The organism is Mycobacterium malmoense, assembly GCF_019645855.1.
Taxonomy (GTDB): Bacteria; Actinomycetota; Actinomycetes; order Mycobacteriales; family Mycobacteriaceae; genus Mycobacterium; species Mycobacterium malmoense.
On the sequence record NZ_CP080999.1, the window covers coordinates 1,101,025 to 1,116,041 of the forward strand.

The window sequence follows — 15,017 nt, forward strand, 5'->3', positions numbered from 1 at the left end:
GCCGTCTATGCCCCCCAAATGGTGGAGATCGCCGGGGCGTTGGCCGCGTTGCCCGTCTTGGGCAGCCCGTACATCTGCTCCAGGGTGGAAAGCACGTTGTAGTGGCTGATCTGCTCGTTGTAGGTCCCGGGTACCACGTGCGCGCCGTAGATCACCGTCGGGATCTGGTTGCGGCTGGAGTTGTCGTCCTCGTCCCAGGTCACGATGAGCAGGCTGTTGTTGGCGATCGCCCAATTCGCATAGCCGGACAGCTGGCGGTTCAGCCAGGTGTCGGCCGCGGCGATCGAGCCGTCGTGCATGTTGTCGTCGTTGTTGGGGATGACGAACGAGACGGTCGGCAGGCTGGCGTAGTTTCCCATCGGGAACGCGGAGAACGGCACCGAGTTCGCCGGCGGCACGTTGCTGAAGTTGGCCCAGGGCACGTGCTTGCGCGCGTACTTGCCCGCGCTGCACACCGGTGAGCCGACCGCGGGCAGGCCTTCGGAATAGCCGACGAATGTGTAACCGGCGGCCAGCAATTCGGAAGCTAGGTTGGGGGTGTTGCCAGCATTGACCGGGCACACGTCCTTGGTCACCCCCAGCGTGCTGCCGGCAAACAGTGCCAGGTAGTTGGGCTCACTGGGATGGGTTTCGGCGAATGACTGGGCCATGTTTGCGCCGTTGGCGGCCAGCGCGTTGATGAACGGCGTCGACTTGCTGCCGATGATCTTGCCCTCTGGGCGGTTCTCTTCCACCACGATTACCACGTGCGCGGGTCGCGGCAGCGCGGCCGCGGCGAGGCCCACACGTGGGGCCAACGGGACCGCCGCCAGCCCCGTCAACGCGACTGCGCCGACCAGCCGCAGCGCTCGATATGTCCTGCCTATCAACCTTTGTGGACCTTTAATTCGGCTCAGCACCCGCGGAGTATATGGGCGCATTTGGCGCGCCGGCGGCGGCGACGCGAGCGTGTCAGCGGAGCATTAGGCAAACGAGGCCCGATCGTTATATAGGGTCAAACCCCGTGGAGGTGCGCGTCGTTGATCACCCGCTGGCGGCGGTACGGCTGACCACGTTGCGCGACGAACGCACCGGCAACGCCGCCTTCCGGGCCGCGTTGCGCGACCTGACCGCGATGCTGGTCTACGAGGCCACCCGGGACGCGGCCCGCGAGACGTTTCCGATCCGCACGCCGCTGGCCGAGACGCTCGGGGTGCGACTGGCCAATCCGCCCCTGCTGGTGCCGGTGCTGCGCGCCGGACTGGGCATGGTCGACCAGGCGCTTGCGCTGTTGCCCGAGGCCCGCGTGGGATTCGTCGGCGTGGCCCGCGACGAGGAAACCCACCGGGCGGCCGGGTATCTCGAGTCGCTGCCCGACGACCTGGCCGAGCTGCCGGTGCTGGTCCTCGATCCCATGCTGGCCACCGGCGGGTCGATGACGCACACCGTCGGCCTGCTGCGCCGCGGCGGTGCCACCGAAATCGCCGTGCTCTGCGTTGTCGCGGCGCCGGAAGGCATTGCGGCCCTTGAGAAATCCGCGCCATACGCGCGACTGTTCACCGTCGCCGTCGACGAGGGGCTCAACGAGGCCGCCTACATCGTGCCCGGCCTTGGCGACGCCGGCGACCGCCAGTTCGGGCCTCGGTGATGGTCCATAATGATGCCGGCGGGCGGTTGCCGAAGGTGTTGGTGTTTAATGGGTTTCGGTGTTCTGGGGTGGGCGTCGGTTCGCTGATTTAGGTTGTTACGGCTGGGTGTGATGCGGTGATTGCGCGTTTCATGTCCGTGGCGCTGACGTGGAGGACGCAGGGGTCGGCGCGCACGAGTTGTTCGAGGTCGCGGCGATTGGGTGCGAGTCGGTGCAGTCGGCGGAGTCGTGCACGCTGGCAGGTGCGGATCACGTCGTGTGCGTAGTGGGCGTTGCCGGCGGCGTCGAGTAGCGTGCCGGGGCCGTACGGGATTGACCGCAGCCGGGCGGCTTCGGCGCGCAGCAGCTCCCATGCCGTGTCCTCGATGAGGAGGTTCTCCTTGCCGGCTAAGCGGCGGCTAATGGTGATGATTTGGTCGGGGGTGTAGCTGGTGAAGGTGATCGTGGTGGGAAATTGGTTGGCCAGCCCGGCGTGGGCGGTGAGGAAGTTCTGCATGGGGGTGGCGTGACCGGCGAGGATGACCACGAGTTCGTCGTGGTAGGCCGCCATGCACGCTTGCAGGGTGGTGATCGCGTCCACGCCCAAAAAGTGGTCGTCGGTGTCGGGGACCAGCCGGTGGGCGTCGTCGATGAACAGCACCCCGCCGCGTGCGTCGTCGCACACGTCCTTCATCCTGGCCGCGCTGCGCAAGAGATCACCCCCGACGATGATGTCGTGGGCGGCGACCTCGGTGACGTCCGGACGGGTGAGGGTGCCCAATCCGAATAGCACTTCGCTGGTTACTCGGGCGAATGTTTTTTTCGCTGTGCCCGGCGCACCCAGGAACACCATGTGGTTTTCCGTGCAGGGTGTCACTGCGCCGCCGTCGCTCTCCAGTGCGGTGCGCCAGATCGCGAAGCGTTCTTTGGCTTCGGCTAAACCGGTCAGTTCATCGATACGTGCCTGCGCCCAATCAAGCACCTCCTGACGCTCGGCGGCCAGGACGGCTCCGGCGTCGGTAGTGATGATCCGACAGCCCGGCTCCTCGACAGCCGGGTGTGCCTGCAGGACTAACTGGCCGTTCACACTGGCACCGCCGCATGCTGCGTCGTCTTCCTCATCCCATTCTCGCCAGCGAACAGACATCAGTGACCCCACCCCAAATTTCAGGCCACACCGCGCGCGGTAATACCCGCCGGCAGTAAGGAATTAACGCCACAACGCCACCTGGGCGCCACCCGCCAAATCCAGGTCATGTGAGTACCTCCCACACCCGGCCGTATGCCGGCGACACCAATCGGGTCGCCGGCACACGCCACAGCAATACAGGCGTTGCGGGGCTTACAGCGCCGACAGGATGTGCAGCGCCAGCGTCGGGAGCTCGACGGACAATGTTGTCGCCAGTGAGCCCGCGATGTTCGACCCCAGCGACGAGCCGAGCGATCCCGCGACGTCCGCGGCCAACGACGGGCCCAACGACGCCGCGATATTGGTCACCGCCGCGGGGTCGAATGCCTTGAGCACATCGGCCGACAAGCCGGGCAGCTCGGTCGGCAGGCTGGCCATGGCGCTGCCGCCGCTGAAGGCGGCCGCGCCAGCGGCGTCGGATCCGTTGAAGAAGGGCTGGAAGAAGGCACCCACCACGGGCCACTGGGTGAACAGTTGGTTTATGAAGTCACTGACTGCGGTGGCAAGGCTGCCGCCTGCCGCGATGTTTTGCGAGCCGGGAGCGACGAGCGCTTTCGCGAAGGGCGTTCTCCAGACACCCAGGAACTGTTGAATCCATCCAGCTAGCTGGGGGGTTGTTAAGATCCCGGAGTCGATAGGTTGAAACCGACTTTGCGTATAGCCATTGAATAGCGTATTAAATTGCAGGCCGGGGATGTTGAGCAAGTTCGTCACGGCACCGGCTAGGTCCCCGGCCCTCGCGGCTTCGAGCGCGTCCTGAAGTCCGGTACCCGTACCGTACACAATGGCGTCAGGCAGTTTCTCTGTTAAATCGTCGCCAAGGTATATGAGAACACTGGGGTCAAGAAGGCTTGGCGGTATCAACAGGTAGCTGTAAGCAGTTGTCAGGTTGTCCAACCCGTAACGCGGGATGTTCAAAATTCCTTCTAATGGCTCAAGGATACCGAAAACTATTTGATCAGAAAGAATGCCGAAAATGTCCTGCATACCGGCCGTAATGTTACCTGCGAAGATATTGTCGAGCCCTGATTGCACCAGCGGCCAAGCGGTCCCGCCGGGGCCGAAGGTGTTGACCAACCCCGTGGCCGCCGTCTGGTATGCCCCGACGTAGTCGCTTGCATATTGGACCCCGTTCGCGGCGACCTGCTGCGGTACCAGGAATGGGATCTGGCTCCACTGTTCGTAAAGTGACTGCAGGTTAGTACCCGCCAATTGCAACGCGTCGGTCCAGGTCTGGATCGGGTTCACCACCCCGGGGTCGCTGCTCAGCAGCTGCACGGCGTGGTGCTCGATGGTGACAGCGCTCCGCTGAAGGTCGGATGCGACATCGTTTAAGACTGCCGGTGTCAGGGCGATCAGGCTGGCGCCTACTGCCGCGGCGCCCGCGGTGATAAGGGGCCGAAAGGCTGCGAGCTGTTGCATGCGCTTTGTTCCTTTGCTGTCTGAGATCTTTGGTGTTCGTAGACGGGTGTGTCGCGTCGTTATTACGCGTCATAAGTTTTTGTGATGGCCGTATGCCTATAGCGAGTAGAAAGTTCTTACGTTCGCTAGGCTGTTAAAAACCGTTGGCGCCGGCACTCCCGATTTGGCCGAAGAATCCAGCTAGGCCACCGGCGCCGCCGTAACCATAGCCAGCGACGCTGCTGGTGCCGGCGGCACCACCGTTGCCGCCACTACCGGCCAGCACGCCGCCTAAACCGCCGCCACCGCCGTAACCGCCGTAACCGTTGCTGGACGCTCCGGCCGGAGCCCCCTTACCACCAACACCCCCATTACCGATCAGGAAGCCACCATTACCGCCGGCGCCACCGGTGGAACCGCCACTGGCAGCAGCGCTGGCACCGGCGTTACCACCGGGGCCGCCGTTGCCGAACAAAAAGCCACCGTTACCGCCGACCCCCCCTATACCGCCGTAGCCGGTTACGGCGGCACCGCCGACACCACCAGCGCCGCCGTTACCCATCAGGACTCCGCCGGCGCCACCGGCCCCGCCCTGGATTGCAAAGGGACCGCCGCTGCCGCCGAAGCCAGCACCTCCCGTACCACCGTTGCCGATCAGGCCAGCGGCACCGCCTGCGAAACCCGCCGGGTGCGTTGCGGTGCCGGCCACACCGGCTCCGCCGTCGCCGAATAGGAAGCCGCCATCGCTGAGGTTGCCGAACTGCCCCGTACTGCCGAAGAGCGAGGTGTTGGTTCCGGTGAAATTGTTGACGCCATTGCCAATGAGATCGCGTCCGAACAAGTTGACGAACGGCGCATTGACAACCCCATCCACGTTCTGACCGGTTGGGCTGGCAATCCACGACTCACCGGCCGCGTGAAGCGCGTTATAAAAAATGTTGAACGGGTCATAAATAGCTTGGTAAATAAGCAGATTCAACTGAGCAGCAGGGTCCCCGCTGACAGTAGCCGCACTTAAACCACCGGCGCCGAGGACAGCTGCGGCGCTCGCATGCATGCTCTCGAAGGCGGCATTCAGCCCGCCGGCATTGACGGCGGCGGCGCTCACGTTGAGGCTGTTGGTGATGCCTTCGAGGGCGGCTGTGTGGATGCCTTCGAAGGCGGCGGTGCCCGCATTGATGCCTTCCAGGGCTACGGTGCCCGCGTTAATGCCTTCCAGGGCAGCTGTGCTGGCGGCCCCGATGAGGGGTTGGATGATGGGGTCGATAATCGTGTCGAGCACGCCGGCGTGGGCCGGAGGTGCAGCGACCATCGGGGCCATCGCCGCAGTTAAAAACGCGCCGGCAGCGGTGCCCAGGCCGATCACGCGGCCGCGCCGGCTCGCCTTCGCGTTGCGGCGATTCCGCCGCATACTGTGTTGTTTACGCTTCATCTGAGCGCCTTTCTGTCATGACCGATAGAGCGATGTGTCCGAGTCGTACTTAGGAAAGACCTAGGTATTGGCGATTTTTGGTCTGGTTCACCGCGTGTTTTTGGCTAGCAACAGGGTGAATATACCTAAGAATTACGTTGAGAAAATCGCGTAATACCATGGGCAATTAGCCGTGATATGAGGAATTCTGCAGCAAAAAGCTCACCCAAAAAGACCCAAAAAAATTATCGGCGTTCTAGAAATGCTTACCGCTGTTACCGCACCCCGCGACCCGGCCGCATTGCTCGCAGTGGGCAACTCGCCACGCACGCCGACCGCACCATCGACTCCTGCTTGCGGGGTCGCCCGCTCCTTCTCCTCCGGTGGGTCACCGAACCCAACGAACACCCCTGCACCACATCCCGTCCCGCACCGCGCGACCACCCACCTACCGGATTCCGCCACCACCGAAACCCGACGCTTAACACTCGGTGACCTGTAAGGCGCGGCCACAGAAAACCAGGTTTGACCTGCGGGTCTTCCTGGGGAGCGTCCCGAAATAGTGGGCACGAGGGTCGGCTTGTAGGGCGTGGTGGTGGCCTAGGTGGGCCTAGATGTGGCCTAAGTGCCCACGAGGAAGACCAGTTCGGGGACGACTGTGGTAGAAGATCGTGCGATCCCCGCGTTGGGTCACGCTGCTGTCAAGCGGGACCCACCTGTGGTCGCCGAAACCGCAGTCCGTCAAGCATGACCAGCCGGTGCCGCTCGAGGTGTCGGGCCAATTCCGCCTTGTCTCGCATGGCCACCGTGACCCGCCGGATACGCACTTACGAAGTGGGGCCATAGCAAAATCAGAAATTCGCGATATGCCGTTGTCAAACGGCCCTACAGCAATGGGTACAGCTATCTTGAGTGGTGAGCGAGCGCGGTCCCGCGTGCTACCGGTAGGTACTTTCAAACTGACCTATCAGGGCACCTGAGCAATGTTGCTATCACGCGCAAATACAACATCGCTGCCAGCGATTTTTTGACTTGGCGAAGGTTGCTAGGCTATGTATCCGCCGAAGCGATCACCCACTACCCGCCGAAAATCCTGCGGCTCAGGTTCTTCTTAGGTATGTCCAGTTCGTCGGCCCGTAAGGACCGGCCTGCACCATCAAACACCCAGCTCGGCCCCCTTTCAATGTCGAACGACGCGGCAGGCTCCAAACCAGACCGCTTGTATCGCGCCCACGGTCGCGCAGGATCGTTCAGCAGCACCGCATATACGAACACGGACCACCTGTCATCGGTCAACGTGGATGATCGCGAATCGCTCCGTCGTCGCATACCCTGAAGTGGTTGCCCGACAGTCTTTTTGGATCTGGCGGGTTCTCTTGGCGACTACCCCAGACCGTCCGCGGCTCACCAGCTCCGCACCGAGGCGACCAGCTTGTCGCGCAGCGCTGCGGCGCGCGCCCGGGCAGACGACAGGTTGCGGGCCACCAAACAGCGAACCTCCAAGTAGCACTTCAACTTTGGTTCCGTTCCCGACGGTCGCACCACTACTCGCACTGACGTTTGATCATCACCGCCGGTGAAGATCAGCGCGTCACCGAATTCGGCGGTGGTAGCGGCGAATCCGGCCAGCCGGCCCGGCGGGTTTGACCGCAGTCGGCGCATCGATTCAGCGGCTTCCTCGGGGTCGGCGACCCGGCGCGACACCGCCGCGACGTCGTGCACGCCGTAACGTCGGGCGAGGTCGTCGAGCACGTCGGGCACCGAACGACCCCGTTCCTTGAGTGCGGCCACCAGATCGCACACCAAGACCGCGGCGCTGATGCCGTCCTTGTCGCGCACCGCGGCCGGGTCGACGCAGTGCCCGATCGCCTCCTCGTAGGCGTAGACCAGGGTGCCACCGGGCACCGTCGAATCCGCGCGCGCCAGCCATTTGAATCCGGTGAGCGTTTCGACGTGGGTTGCGCCGTAATGCCGGGCGATCGCCGCCAGCATCCGCGACGAAACCAGGCTGCTCGCCACCACGGTCGTCGCGATGACCCGTTGTTGGGACAAAATGTAATCGCCAAGCAACCAACCGGTTTCGTCGCCGGACAGCATTCGCCATCCCGCAGTGGTGGGTATGCCGACCGCGCACCGGTCGGCGTCGGGGTCCAGTGCGATGGCGACGTCGGCGTTCATGTCGGCGGCCAGGGCCAGCAGCGCGTCGGTGGCGCCGGGCTCCTCGGGGTTTGGGAACGCGACGGTGGGGAAGTCGGGGTCGGGTGCGAACTGGGCCCCGACGGCGTGGACCTCGTGAAATCCGGCACGCCGCAACGTTTCGACGGCCACCGCGCCCCCCACCCCGTGCAGCGGCGTCAGGGCCACCCGCACCGAACCGGCGGAGCGGCGCACCCCGGCCGCACGCTCGACGTAGCGCTCGACCAGGCCGGAGTCGGCGGGCTCGACGGGTCTCCTGGCGATCTGGTCAGCGAAAGGGGCGGTGGCCATGGCGGTTTCGATCTCGCGGTCGGCGGGGGAGACGATCTGGATGCCGCCGTCGAAGTACACCTTGTAGCCGTTGTCGGTCGCCGGGTTGTGTGACGCCGTGATCTGTATCCCGGCGGCGGCGCCGGTGCGCCGAACGGCGAACGCGACCACCGGTGTGGGCACCGCGCCGGGCAGCGACAGCACCGAAAATCCTTCGGCCGCAAGCACTTCAGCGGTCACGGTCGCGAAGACCGCAGAGCCGTGCCGCGCGTCGCGCCCGACGATCACCGACGAACCCTCCGCGCCATGGTCTTTGAGCACCTGTGCCACCGCCCAGGTCGCGCGCGTCACCACCGCGACGTTCATCGCGTCCGGGCCGCCGCGCACCGGACCGCGCAACCCCGCCGTGCCGAACGTGAGTGGGCGGGCGAACCGCGCGGCGAGCTCGTCGGGACCGCACGCGGCGAGCTCGGCGGCGGTCTTCGGGTCGGGATCGTGGGCGATCCACTCTTCCGGCGTCATCGTCAGAGCCGGGCTATCACGGCGGCCAGCAGCGCGCCCATCCGGCCTGCCGACGCGGCCCCGGCGGCCAGCACCTCGGCGTGGCTCAGCGGCTCGCCGCTGAGCCCGGCGGCCAGGTTGGTCACCAGCGACACGCCGAGCACCTCGGCGCCGGCGGCCCGGGCCGCAATGGTCTCGTGCACCGTCGACATGCCCACCAGGTCGGCGCCCAGCGCCCGCAGCGCCCGGATCTCGGCGGGCGTCTCGTAGTGCGGCCCGGGCAGGCCGGCGTAGACGCCTTCCGTCAGCTCCGGGTCGGCCCGTCGCGCGAGCTCGCGCAGCCGCGGTGCGTACGCGTCGGTCAGGTCCACGAACTGCGGCCCGACCAGCGGTGACCGCGCCGTCAGGTTCAGGTGGTCGCCGATCAGCACCGGCTGGCCGATCACCATGTCCGGGCGCAGGCCGCCGGCCGCATTGGTGAGCACGACGATGCGCGCCCCGGCCGCGCACGCCGCCCGCACCGGGTGCACCACGTGGCACAGGTCGTGCCCCTCGTAGGCGTGCACGCGACCCACCAGCACCAGCACCCGGTGCTGGCCAATGCGCGTCGACAGCAGCTCGCCGGTGTGCCCGACGGCGGTCGGCGGGGCAAACCCGGGCAGTTCGGCCTGCGGCAACACGGCGGTCGGGTCGCCCAGGGCCGCCACCGCCGGTCGCCAGCCCGACCCGAGAACGACGGCGACGTCGTGCTCAGCGGTACCGGTGCGCTCGGCGATGGCCTGCGCTGCCCGGTGCGCGAGCTCGCTGGGGTCGTTCACACTGCGGGAGCCTAGCCCGGCGATGGCGAGCAGTCGCAGAATCGCACGCGAGGCGACCTCGCCATGCGATTCCGCGACTGCTCGCGGATGGGGGGTCCCGGGCGGTGGGATACTGCGAGAATGCCCACCGCCCCGTTAGACAGCGTCGAGGACGTTGTGCGGCGGCGTGGTGCCGACCTCGTCGAGCTGTCCCACGCCATCCACGCCGAGCCCGAGCTGGCGTTCGCCGAGCATCGCAGCTGCGCCAAGGCGCAGGCGCTGGTCGCCGAGCGCGGCTTCGAGATCACCGCGCCCGCCGGGGGTTTGGACACCGCCTTTCGCGCCGACTTCGGCGGCGGACCGCTGGTCGTCGGGGTATGCGCCGAGTACGACGCCCTGCCGGAGATCGGGCATGCCTGCGGCCACAACATCATCGCCGCGTCGGCAGTGGGCACCGCGTTGGCGCTGGCCGAAGTGGCCGACGACCTGGGCCTGACGGTGGCGCTGGTGGGGACCCCCGCCGAGGAGGCCGGCGGCGGTAAGGCGCTGCTGCTGCAGGCCGGGACGTTCGACGACGTCGCGGTGGCGGTGATGGTGCATCCCGGGCCGGCCGACATCGCCGGGGCCCGCTCGCTGGCGCTGTCCGAAGTGATCGTGGACTACCGCGGCAAGGAATCGCATGCCGCCGTGGCGCCGTATCTGGGGATCAACGCCGCCGACGCCGTGACCGTCGCGCAGGTGGCTATCGGGGTGCTGCGCCAACAACTGGCGCCGGGGCAGCTGGTGCACGGGATCGTCACCGACGGCGGGCAGGCCGTCAACGTCATCCCGGGGCGCGCGGCGTTGCGGTACGCGATGCGGGCGGTCGACTCGGATTCGCTGCGGCAGCTGGAGGGCAGGATGTTCGCGTGCTTCGCCGCGGGCGCGCTGGCCGCCGGCTGCGAATACGAAATAGCCAACCCGGCACCGCCCTACGCCGAGCTCAAGCCCGACCCGTGGCTGGCCGACGTCTGCCGCGACGAGATGCGCCGGCTCGGGCGCGAGCCGGTCGCCCCGGAGATCGAGGCACGGCTTCCGATGGGCAGCACCGACATGGGCAACGTGACGCAGGTGCTGCCGGGGATCCATCCGGTGATCGGCGTCGACGCCGGCGGCGCCACCGTGCACCAGCGCGCCTTCGCCGCGGCCGCCGCCGGTCCCAGCGCCGACCGCGCGGTCGTCGACGGCGCGATCATGTTGGCGCGCACGGTCGTTCGGCTGGCCGAGAACCCCGAAGAACGCGGCCGGGTGGTGGCCGCGGTGGAACGCCGGGCCGCCACATGAGCCTGGTTGACACCGCCGAATCCTGGTTGGCCGCGCACCACGACGACCTGGTCGAGTGGCGCCGGCACATCCACCGCTACCCGGAGTTGGGCCGGCAGGAGTACGCCACCACCCAGTTCGTCGCCGAGCGGTTGGCCGACGCGGGGCTCAACCCGAAGGTGCTGCCCGGCGGGACGGGCCTGGTCTGCGACCTGGGTCCCGAGCACGAACCGCGGATCGCGCTGCGGGCCGACATGGACGCGCTGCCCATGGCCGAGCGCACCGGCGCCCCCTACGCCTCGACGATGCCCAACGTCGCGCATGCCTGCGGGCACGACGCGCACACCGCGATCCTGCTGGGCACCGCGCTGGCGTTGGCGTCCGTTCCGGAGCTGCCGGTCGGGGTGCGGCTGATCTTCCAGGCCGCCGAGGAGCTGATGCCCGGCGGGGCGATCGACGCCATCGCGGCCGGGGCGATCACCGGGGTGTCGCGGATCTTCGCCCTGCACTGCGACCCGCGGCTCGAGGTCGGCAAGGTCGCGGTCAGGCAGGGCCCCATCACCTCGGCCGCCGACTCGATCGAGATCACGCTGTACTCGCCGGGCGGCCACACGTCGCGGCCGCACCTGACCGCCGACCTGGTCTACGGGCTCGGCACGCTGATCACCGGGCTGCCCGGGGTGCTGTCGCGCCGCATCGACCCGCGCAACGGCACCGTCCTGGTGTGGGGTGCGGTCAACGCCGGGGTGGCCGCCAACGCCATTCCGCAGACCGGCGTGCTGGCCGGCACCGTTCGCACGGCGAGCAGGTTCACCTGGCTGGAGCTGGAGGACCTCATCCGTCAAACGGTGTCGGCGCTGCTGTCGCCGCTGGCCATCGAGCACACGCTGCAATACCGGCGCGGCGTGCCGCCGGTGGTCAACGAGGAGGTCTCGACGCGCATCATCACCCACGCGATCGAGGCCATCGGCCCCGACGCCCTGGCCGACACCCGGCAGTCCGGCGGCGGTGAGGATTTCTCCTGGTACTTGGAGGAGATCCCCGGCGCGATGGCACGCTTGGGCGTCTGGTCGGGCGAGGGACCGCAGTTGGACCTGCACCAGCCGACGTTCGACCTCGACGAGCGGGCCCTGGCGATCGGGCTGCGCGTGCTGGTCAACATCGTCGAGCAGGCTGGTCTTTTGTAACCTCTTCGACCGCGAGCGTGCGTGTTTGCACACGACACGCCGCGCGCTGCTGGCATTCTGCGCACGCTCGGCAGGGGTCAACAGGGGCGCACAGGGGTGAATTGTGGGCTCGCCGCGGTGCGTCGACGATACCGGGCGTGAATGCGGAGCTCGAACGGCTGCTCGATACGCAGGGCGGCGTGGTGACCTCCGCCCAGGCGTTGACCCACCTCACCCGCCGCGGCCTGGAGATGGACCTGAAATGCGGTGTGCTGCAAAAGGTTTGGTATGGCGTTTACGGCCGCGGCGAAATCACCGACGCGCTGCGGCTGCGCGGCCTGGATCTGGTGACGGGGACGACGATCGCGGTGTGCCTCAGCACCGCGGCGGCCGCATACGGCTTCGACACCGAAGAGGACAGGGACCTGCACGTGCTCAATCCCGGCGGGCAACAATTGCGGCCGACCCGCGGTCTGGTGGTACACCGCCGTGCGGGCGCGCCGCTGGCCATCGTCGCCGGCCGGCCGGCCACCACGCCCGCGTGGACGGCGATCGAGGTGGCGCGCGGCCTGCGCAGGCCAAGAGCCCTGGCGACGCTGGACGCCGCGTTGCGCGGCGGCACCTGCGACCGCGACGGGCTGCGGCGCGTGCTCAGGCGGCATTACGGGCGGCGCGGCGTCGTCGCTGCTCGCGAGTTGCTCGAGTTGGCCTCGCCGCTGGCCGAGTCGCCGATGGAGAGCGAGGCGCGGCTGGTAATGCTCGACGGCGGCCTGCCGCCGCCCGCGTTGCAGTACGAGATCGTCGACCTGACCGGCCGAACCTGGCGGCTTGACTTCGCCTGGCCCGAATACCGCGTGGCGGCCGAGTACGACGGCGTCGACTGGCACAGCGGGCCGGACGCCTTTCTCCGGGACCGCCGGCGTTCCGCGGCACTCCAGGACTTGGGGTGGCTCGTCGTGCCGATCGTCTTCGGGGACGTCAGGTATCGACCCCGCGAACTTGTTGCCCGGATCGAACGGCGACTGGAGCGGGCCAGCGCCGCATAAACCTCGTCGCGAAGGTGCGCAGAATGCCAGCCGGAAGCGGCGTGTCGTGTACAAACACGCACGCTCGCGGCAAAAGGGTTAAGCCGACGTACCCGGGCCGATGTTGCGGGCTGGGCGGGTCCGCAGGTCGTGCACGTAATCCTCTGGCGCGCCGGCGATTTCGGCGGCGTCGGCCATCACGCCGAGGTATCGCGCCGACGGCAGGCCGCCCTCCCAGGCGTCAAGCACATACAGCCACGCCAGCACGGGATCGGTGGTGGTGTCCGAGGATATGCGTTCCACCCGGCATCGGATCTTCTTGTGGACACCGAACTCCGAGCCCTCCCACCGGTCGAGGTTGTTCTCGTCGGCCGGCGTCATGTCGTAAAGGACGACGAACACCTTCGAATCCGGATCCTCGACGACGGTGGCCAACGCCCCTTCCCAGCCGATGTCCTCGCCGCCGAACGTCAACCGCCACCCGTGCAGCCAGCCCGTTCCGGCCATCGGTGAGTGCGGTGCGCGCTTCAGCATCTGCTCGGGATCCATGTTCGATCCGTACGCGGCGTAGAGCGGCACGGGGAAAGCTTAAACGTCGTACGCTCGCGTGGTATTCACCCGAGCGTTTCGCGGCTTCCCCGCCGCCCGGTTAGGTTAGGGCCGTGGTGACCCGCATCGTGATCCTCGGTGGAGGGCCGGCCGGTTACGAGGCCGCGCTCGTCGCCGCCACGCTGCGCCCAGAACACCCCCAGACGGCCCAGGTCACCGTGATCGACTCCGACGGCATCGGCGGGGCGGCCGTGCTGGACGACTGCGTGCCGTCCAAGACGTTCATCGCCTCCACCGGGCTGCGCACCGAGCTGCGCCGAGCCCAGCGGCTGGGCTTCGACATCGACATCGAAGACGCCAAGATCTCGCTGCCCCAGATCCATGCCCGGGTCAAGGCGCTGGCCGCCGAGCAGTCGGCCGACATCACCGCCCAGCTGCTCAGCGTGGGCGTCCACGTGGTCGCCGGCCGGGGCGAGCTGATCGACCCCACGCCCGGCCTGGCCCACCACCGCATCAAGGCGACCGCCGCCGACGGCACCGTCAGCGAGCACGACGCCGATGTCGTGCTGATCGCCACCGGCGCCAGCCCGCGGATCCTGCCGTCGGCCCAGCCCGACGGCGAACGCATCCTGACCTGGCGGCAGCTCTACGACCTGGAGGCGCTGCCCGAGCACCTGATCGTGGTGGGTTCGGGGGTCACCGGCGCGGAGTTTGTCAGCGCCTACACCGAACTGGGCGCGCCGGTGACGGTGGTCGCCAGCCGGGACCGGGTGCTGCCCTACGAGGACGCCGACGCCGCGCTGGTCTTGGAGGAGTCGTTCGCCGAACGGGGCGTCCGGCTGTTCAAGAACGCCCGCGCGGCGTCGGTCACCCGCACCGACACCGGGGTTTTGGTCACCATGACCGACGGCCGCACCGTCGAGGGCAGCCATGCCCTGATGACCATCGGGTCGGTCCCCAACACCGGCGGCCTCGGCCTGGAACGGGTCGGCATCGAGCTGGGCCGCGGCAACTACCTGACCGTGGACCGGGTCTCGCGGACGTCGGTGAGCGGCATCTATGCCGCCGGCGACTGCACCGGTCTGCTGCCGCTGGCGTCGGTCGCGGCCATGCAGGGCCGGATCGCGATGTATCACGCGCTGGGCGAGGGCGTCAGCCCGATCCGATTGCGCACGGTCGCGGCGACGGTGTTCACCAGGCCCGAGATCGCCGCCGTCGGTGTGCCGCAGTCGGCGATCGACGACGGTTCGGTGCCCGCCCGGACCATCATGCTGCCGCTGCGCACCAACGCGCGGGCCAAGATGTCGGAGCTGCGGCAGGGCTTCGTCAAGGTCTTCTGCCGGCGGTCCACCGGCGTGGTGATCGGCGGCGTGGTGGTGGCGCCGATCGCCTCCGAGCTGATCCTGCCGATCGCCGTCGCGGTAACAAACCGGATCACCGTCAACGAGCTGGCGCAGACGCTGGCCGTGTACCCGTCGTTGTCCGGTTCGATCACCGAGGCCGCCCGCCGGTTGATGGCCCACGACGACCTCGACTAGTGGCGATCGCAAGCGCGGCGTGGCCGGGCGCGGCGGGTCGCCACCATCTGGACCAGTGGCGATCGC

Annotated in this window: 11 protein-coding genes and 1 pseudogene; 5 read left to right on the forward strand and 7 right to left on the reverse strand. The window is 67.6% G+C overall.

What is annotated here, in order from left to right:
- Positions 1–5: 5 nt before the first annotated feature.
- Positions 6–920, reverse strand: a complete 915-nt coding sequence (locus K3U93_RS05240) for an alkaline phosphatase family protein (protein WP_083011509.1) — start codon at positions 918–920, stop codon at positions 6–8.
- An 83-nt stretch (positions 921–1,003) separates the two neighbouring features.
- Between K3U93_RS05240 and upp the strand changes: the two genes are divergently transcribed.
- A complete protein-coding gene (gene upp, locus K3U93_RS05245; RefSeq protein ID WP_083011508.1) occupies positions 1,004–1,627 on the forward strand; it encodes a uracil phosphoribosyltransferase in 624 nt (207 codons plus the stop codon).
- An 88-nt stretch (positions 1,628–1,715) separates the two neighbouring features.
- Here upp and K3U93_RS05250 read toward each other — a convergent pair whose 3' ends face one another.
- From K3U93_RS05250 to K3U93_RS05270, 5 genes and pseudogenes are all read right to left on the reverse strand, one after another.
- Positions 1,716–2,753, reverse strand: a complete 1,038-nt coding sequence (locus K3U93_RS05250; RefSeq protein ID WP_139797111.1) for an AAA family ATPase — start codon at positions 2,751–2,753, stop codon at positions 1,716–1,718.
- A gap of 195 nt (positions 2,754–2,948) precedes the next feature.
- The gene (locus K3U93_RS05255; protein WP_083011506.1) at positions 2,949–4,217 is read right to left on the reverse strand and encodes a hypothetical protein; all 1,269 of its coding nucleotides are present in this window, start codon (positions 4,215–4,217) and stop codon (positions 2,949–2,951) included.
- Positions 4,218–4,644: 427 nt separating this feature from the next.
- Positions 4,645–5,022, reverse strand: a pseudogene (locus K3U93_RS25595) (hypothetical protein); the annotation flags it as partial.
- A 1,989-nt stretch (positions 5,023–7,011) separates the two neighbouring features.
- Entirely contained in the window at positions 7,012–8,595 is a 1,584-nt protein-coding gene (locus K3U93_RS05265; RefSeq protein ID WP_083011505.1) for a phospho-sugar mutase, read from the reverse strand.
- A 2-nt stretch (positions 8,596–8,597) separates the two neighbouring features.
- Positions 8,598–9,392, reverse strand: a complete 795-nt coding sequence (locus K3U93_RS05270) for a purine-nucleoside phosphorylase (protein WP_139797109.1) — start codon at positions 9,390–9,392, stop codon at positions 8,598–8,600.
- A gap of 120 nt (positions 9,393–9,512) precedes the next feature.
- Here K3U93_RS05270 and K3U93_RS05275 point away from each other — a divergent pair, with 120 nt between their 5' ends.
- The 3 genes from K3U93_RS05275 to K3U93_RS05285 all read left to right on the forward strand — a co-directional run bounded on the left by K3U93_RS05275 (position 9,513) and on the right by K3U93_RS05285 (position 12,885).
- On the forward strand, positions 9,513–10,694 hold the full coding sequence (locus K3U93_RS05275; protein ID WP_083011503.1) for a M20 family metallopeptidase: 1,182 nt from the start codon (positions 9,513–9,515) through the stop codon (positions 10,692–10,694).
- Complete coding sequence (locus K3U93_RS05280) at positions 10,691–11,860, forward strand: M20 family metallopeptidase (protein ID WP_083011502.1); 1,170 nt, start codon at positions 10,691–10,693, stop codon at positions 11,858–11,860. Before K3U93_RS05275 ends, K3U93_RS05280 begins: the two co-directional genes overlap by 4 nt.
- A gap of 137 nt (positions 11,861–11,997) precedes the next feature.
- Positions 11,998–12,885 carry a type IV toxin-antitoxin system AbiEi family antitoxin gene (locus tag K3U93_RS05285; protein WP_083011501.1) on the forward strand — a complete coding sequence of 296 codons (888 nt, stop codon included), beginning with the start codon at positions 11,998–12,000 and terminating at the stop codon, positions 12,883–12,885.
- Between the two features lie 78 nt (positions 12,886–12,963).
- On the opposite strand, the gene K3U93_RS05290 is transcribed toward K3U93_RS05285, so the two are convergent.
- Positions 12,964–13,443, reverse strand: coding sequence for a gamma-glutamylcyclotransferase family protein (locus K3U93_RS05290; protein WP_071513284.1), 480 nt, complete (start codon positions 13,441–13,443; stop codon positions 12,964–12,966).
- Positions 13,444–13,526: 83 nt separating this feature from the next.
- On the opposite strand from K3U93_RS05290, the gene K3U93_RS05295 reads away from it, so the two are divergent.
- Entirely contained in the window at positions 13,527–14,951 is a 1,425-nt protein-coding gene (locus K3U93_RS05295; RefSeq protein ID WP_071513283.1) for an NAD(P)H-quinone dehydrogenase, read from the forward strand.
- The last annotated feature ends 66 nt before the right edge of the window (positions 14,952–15,017 follow it).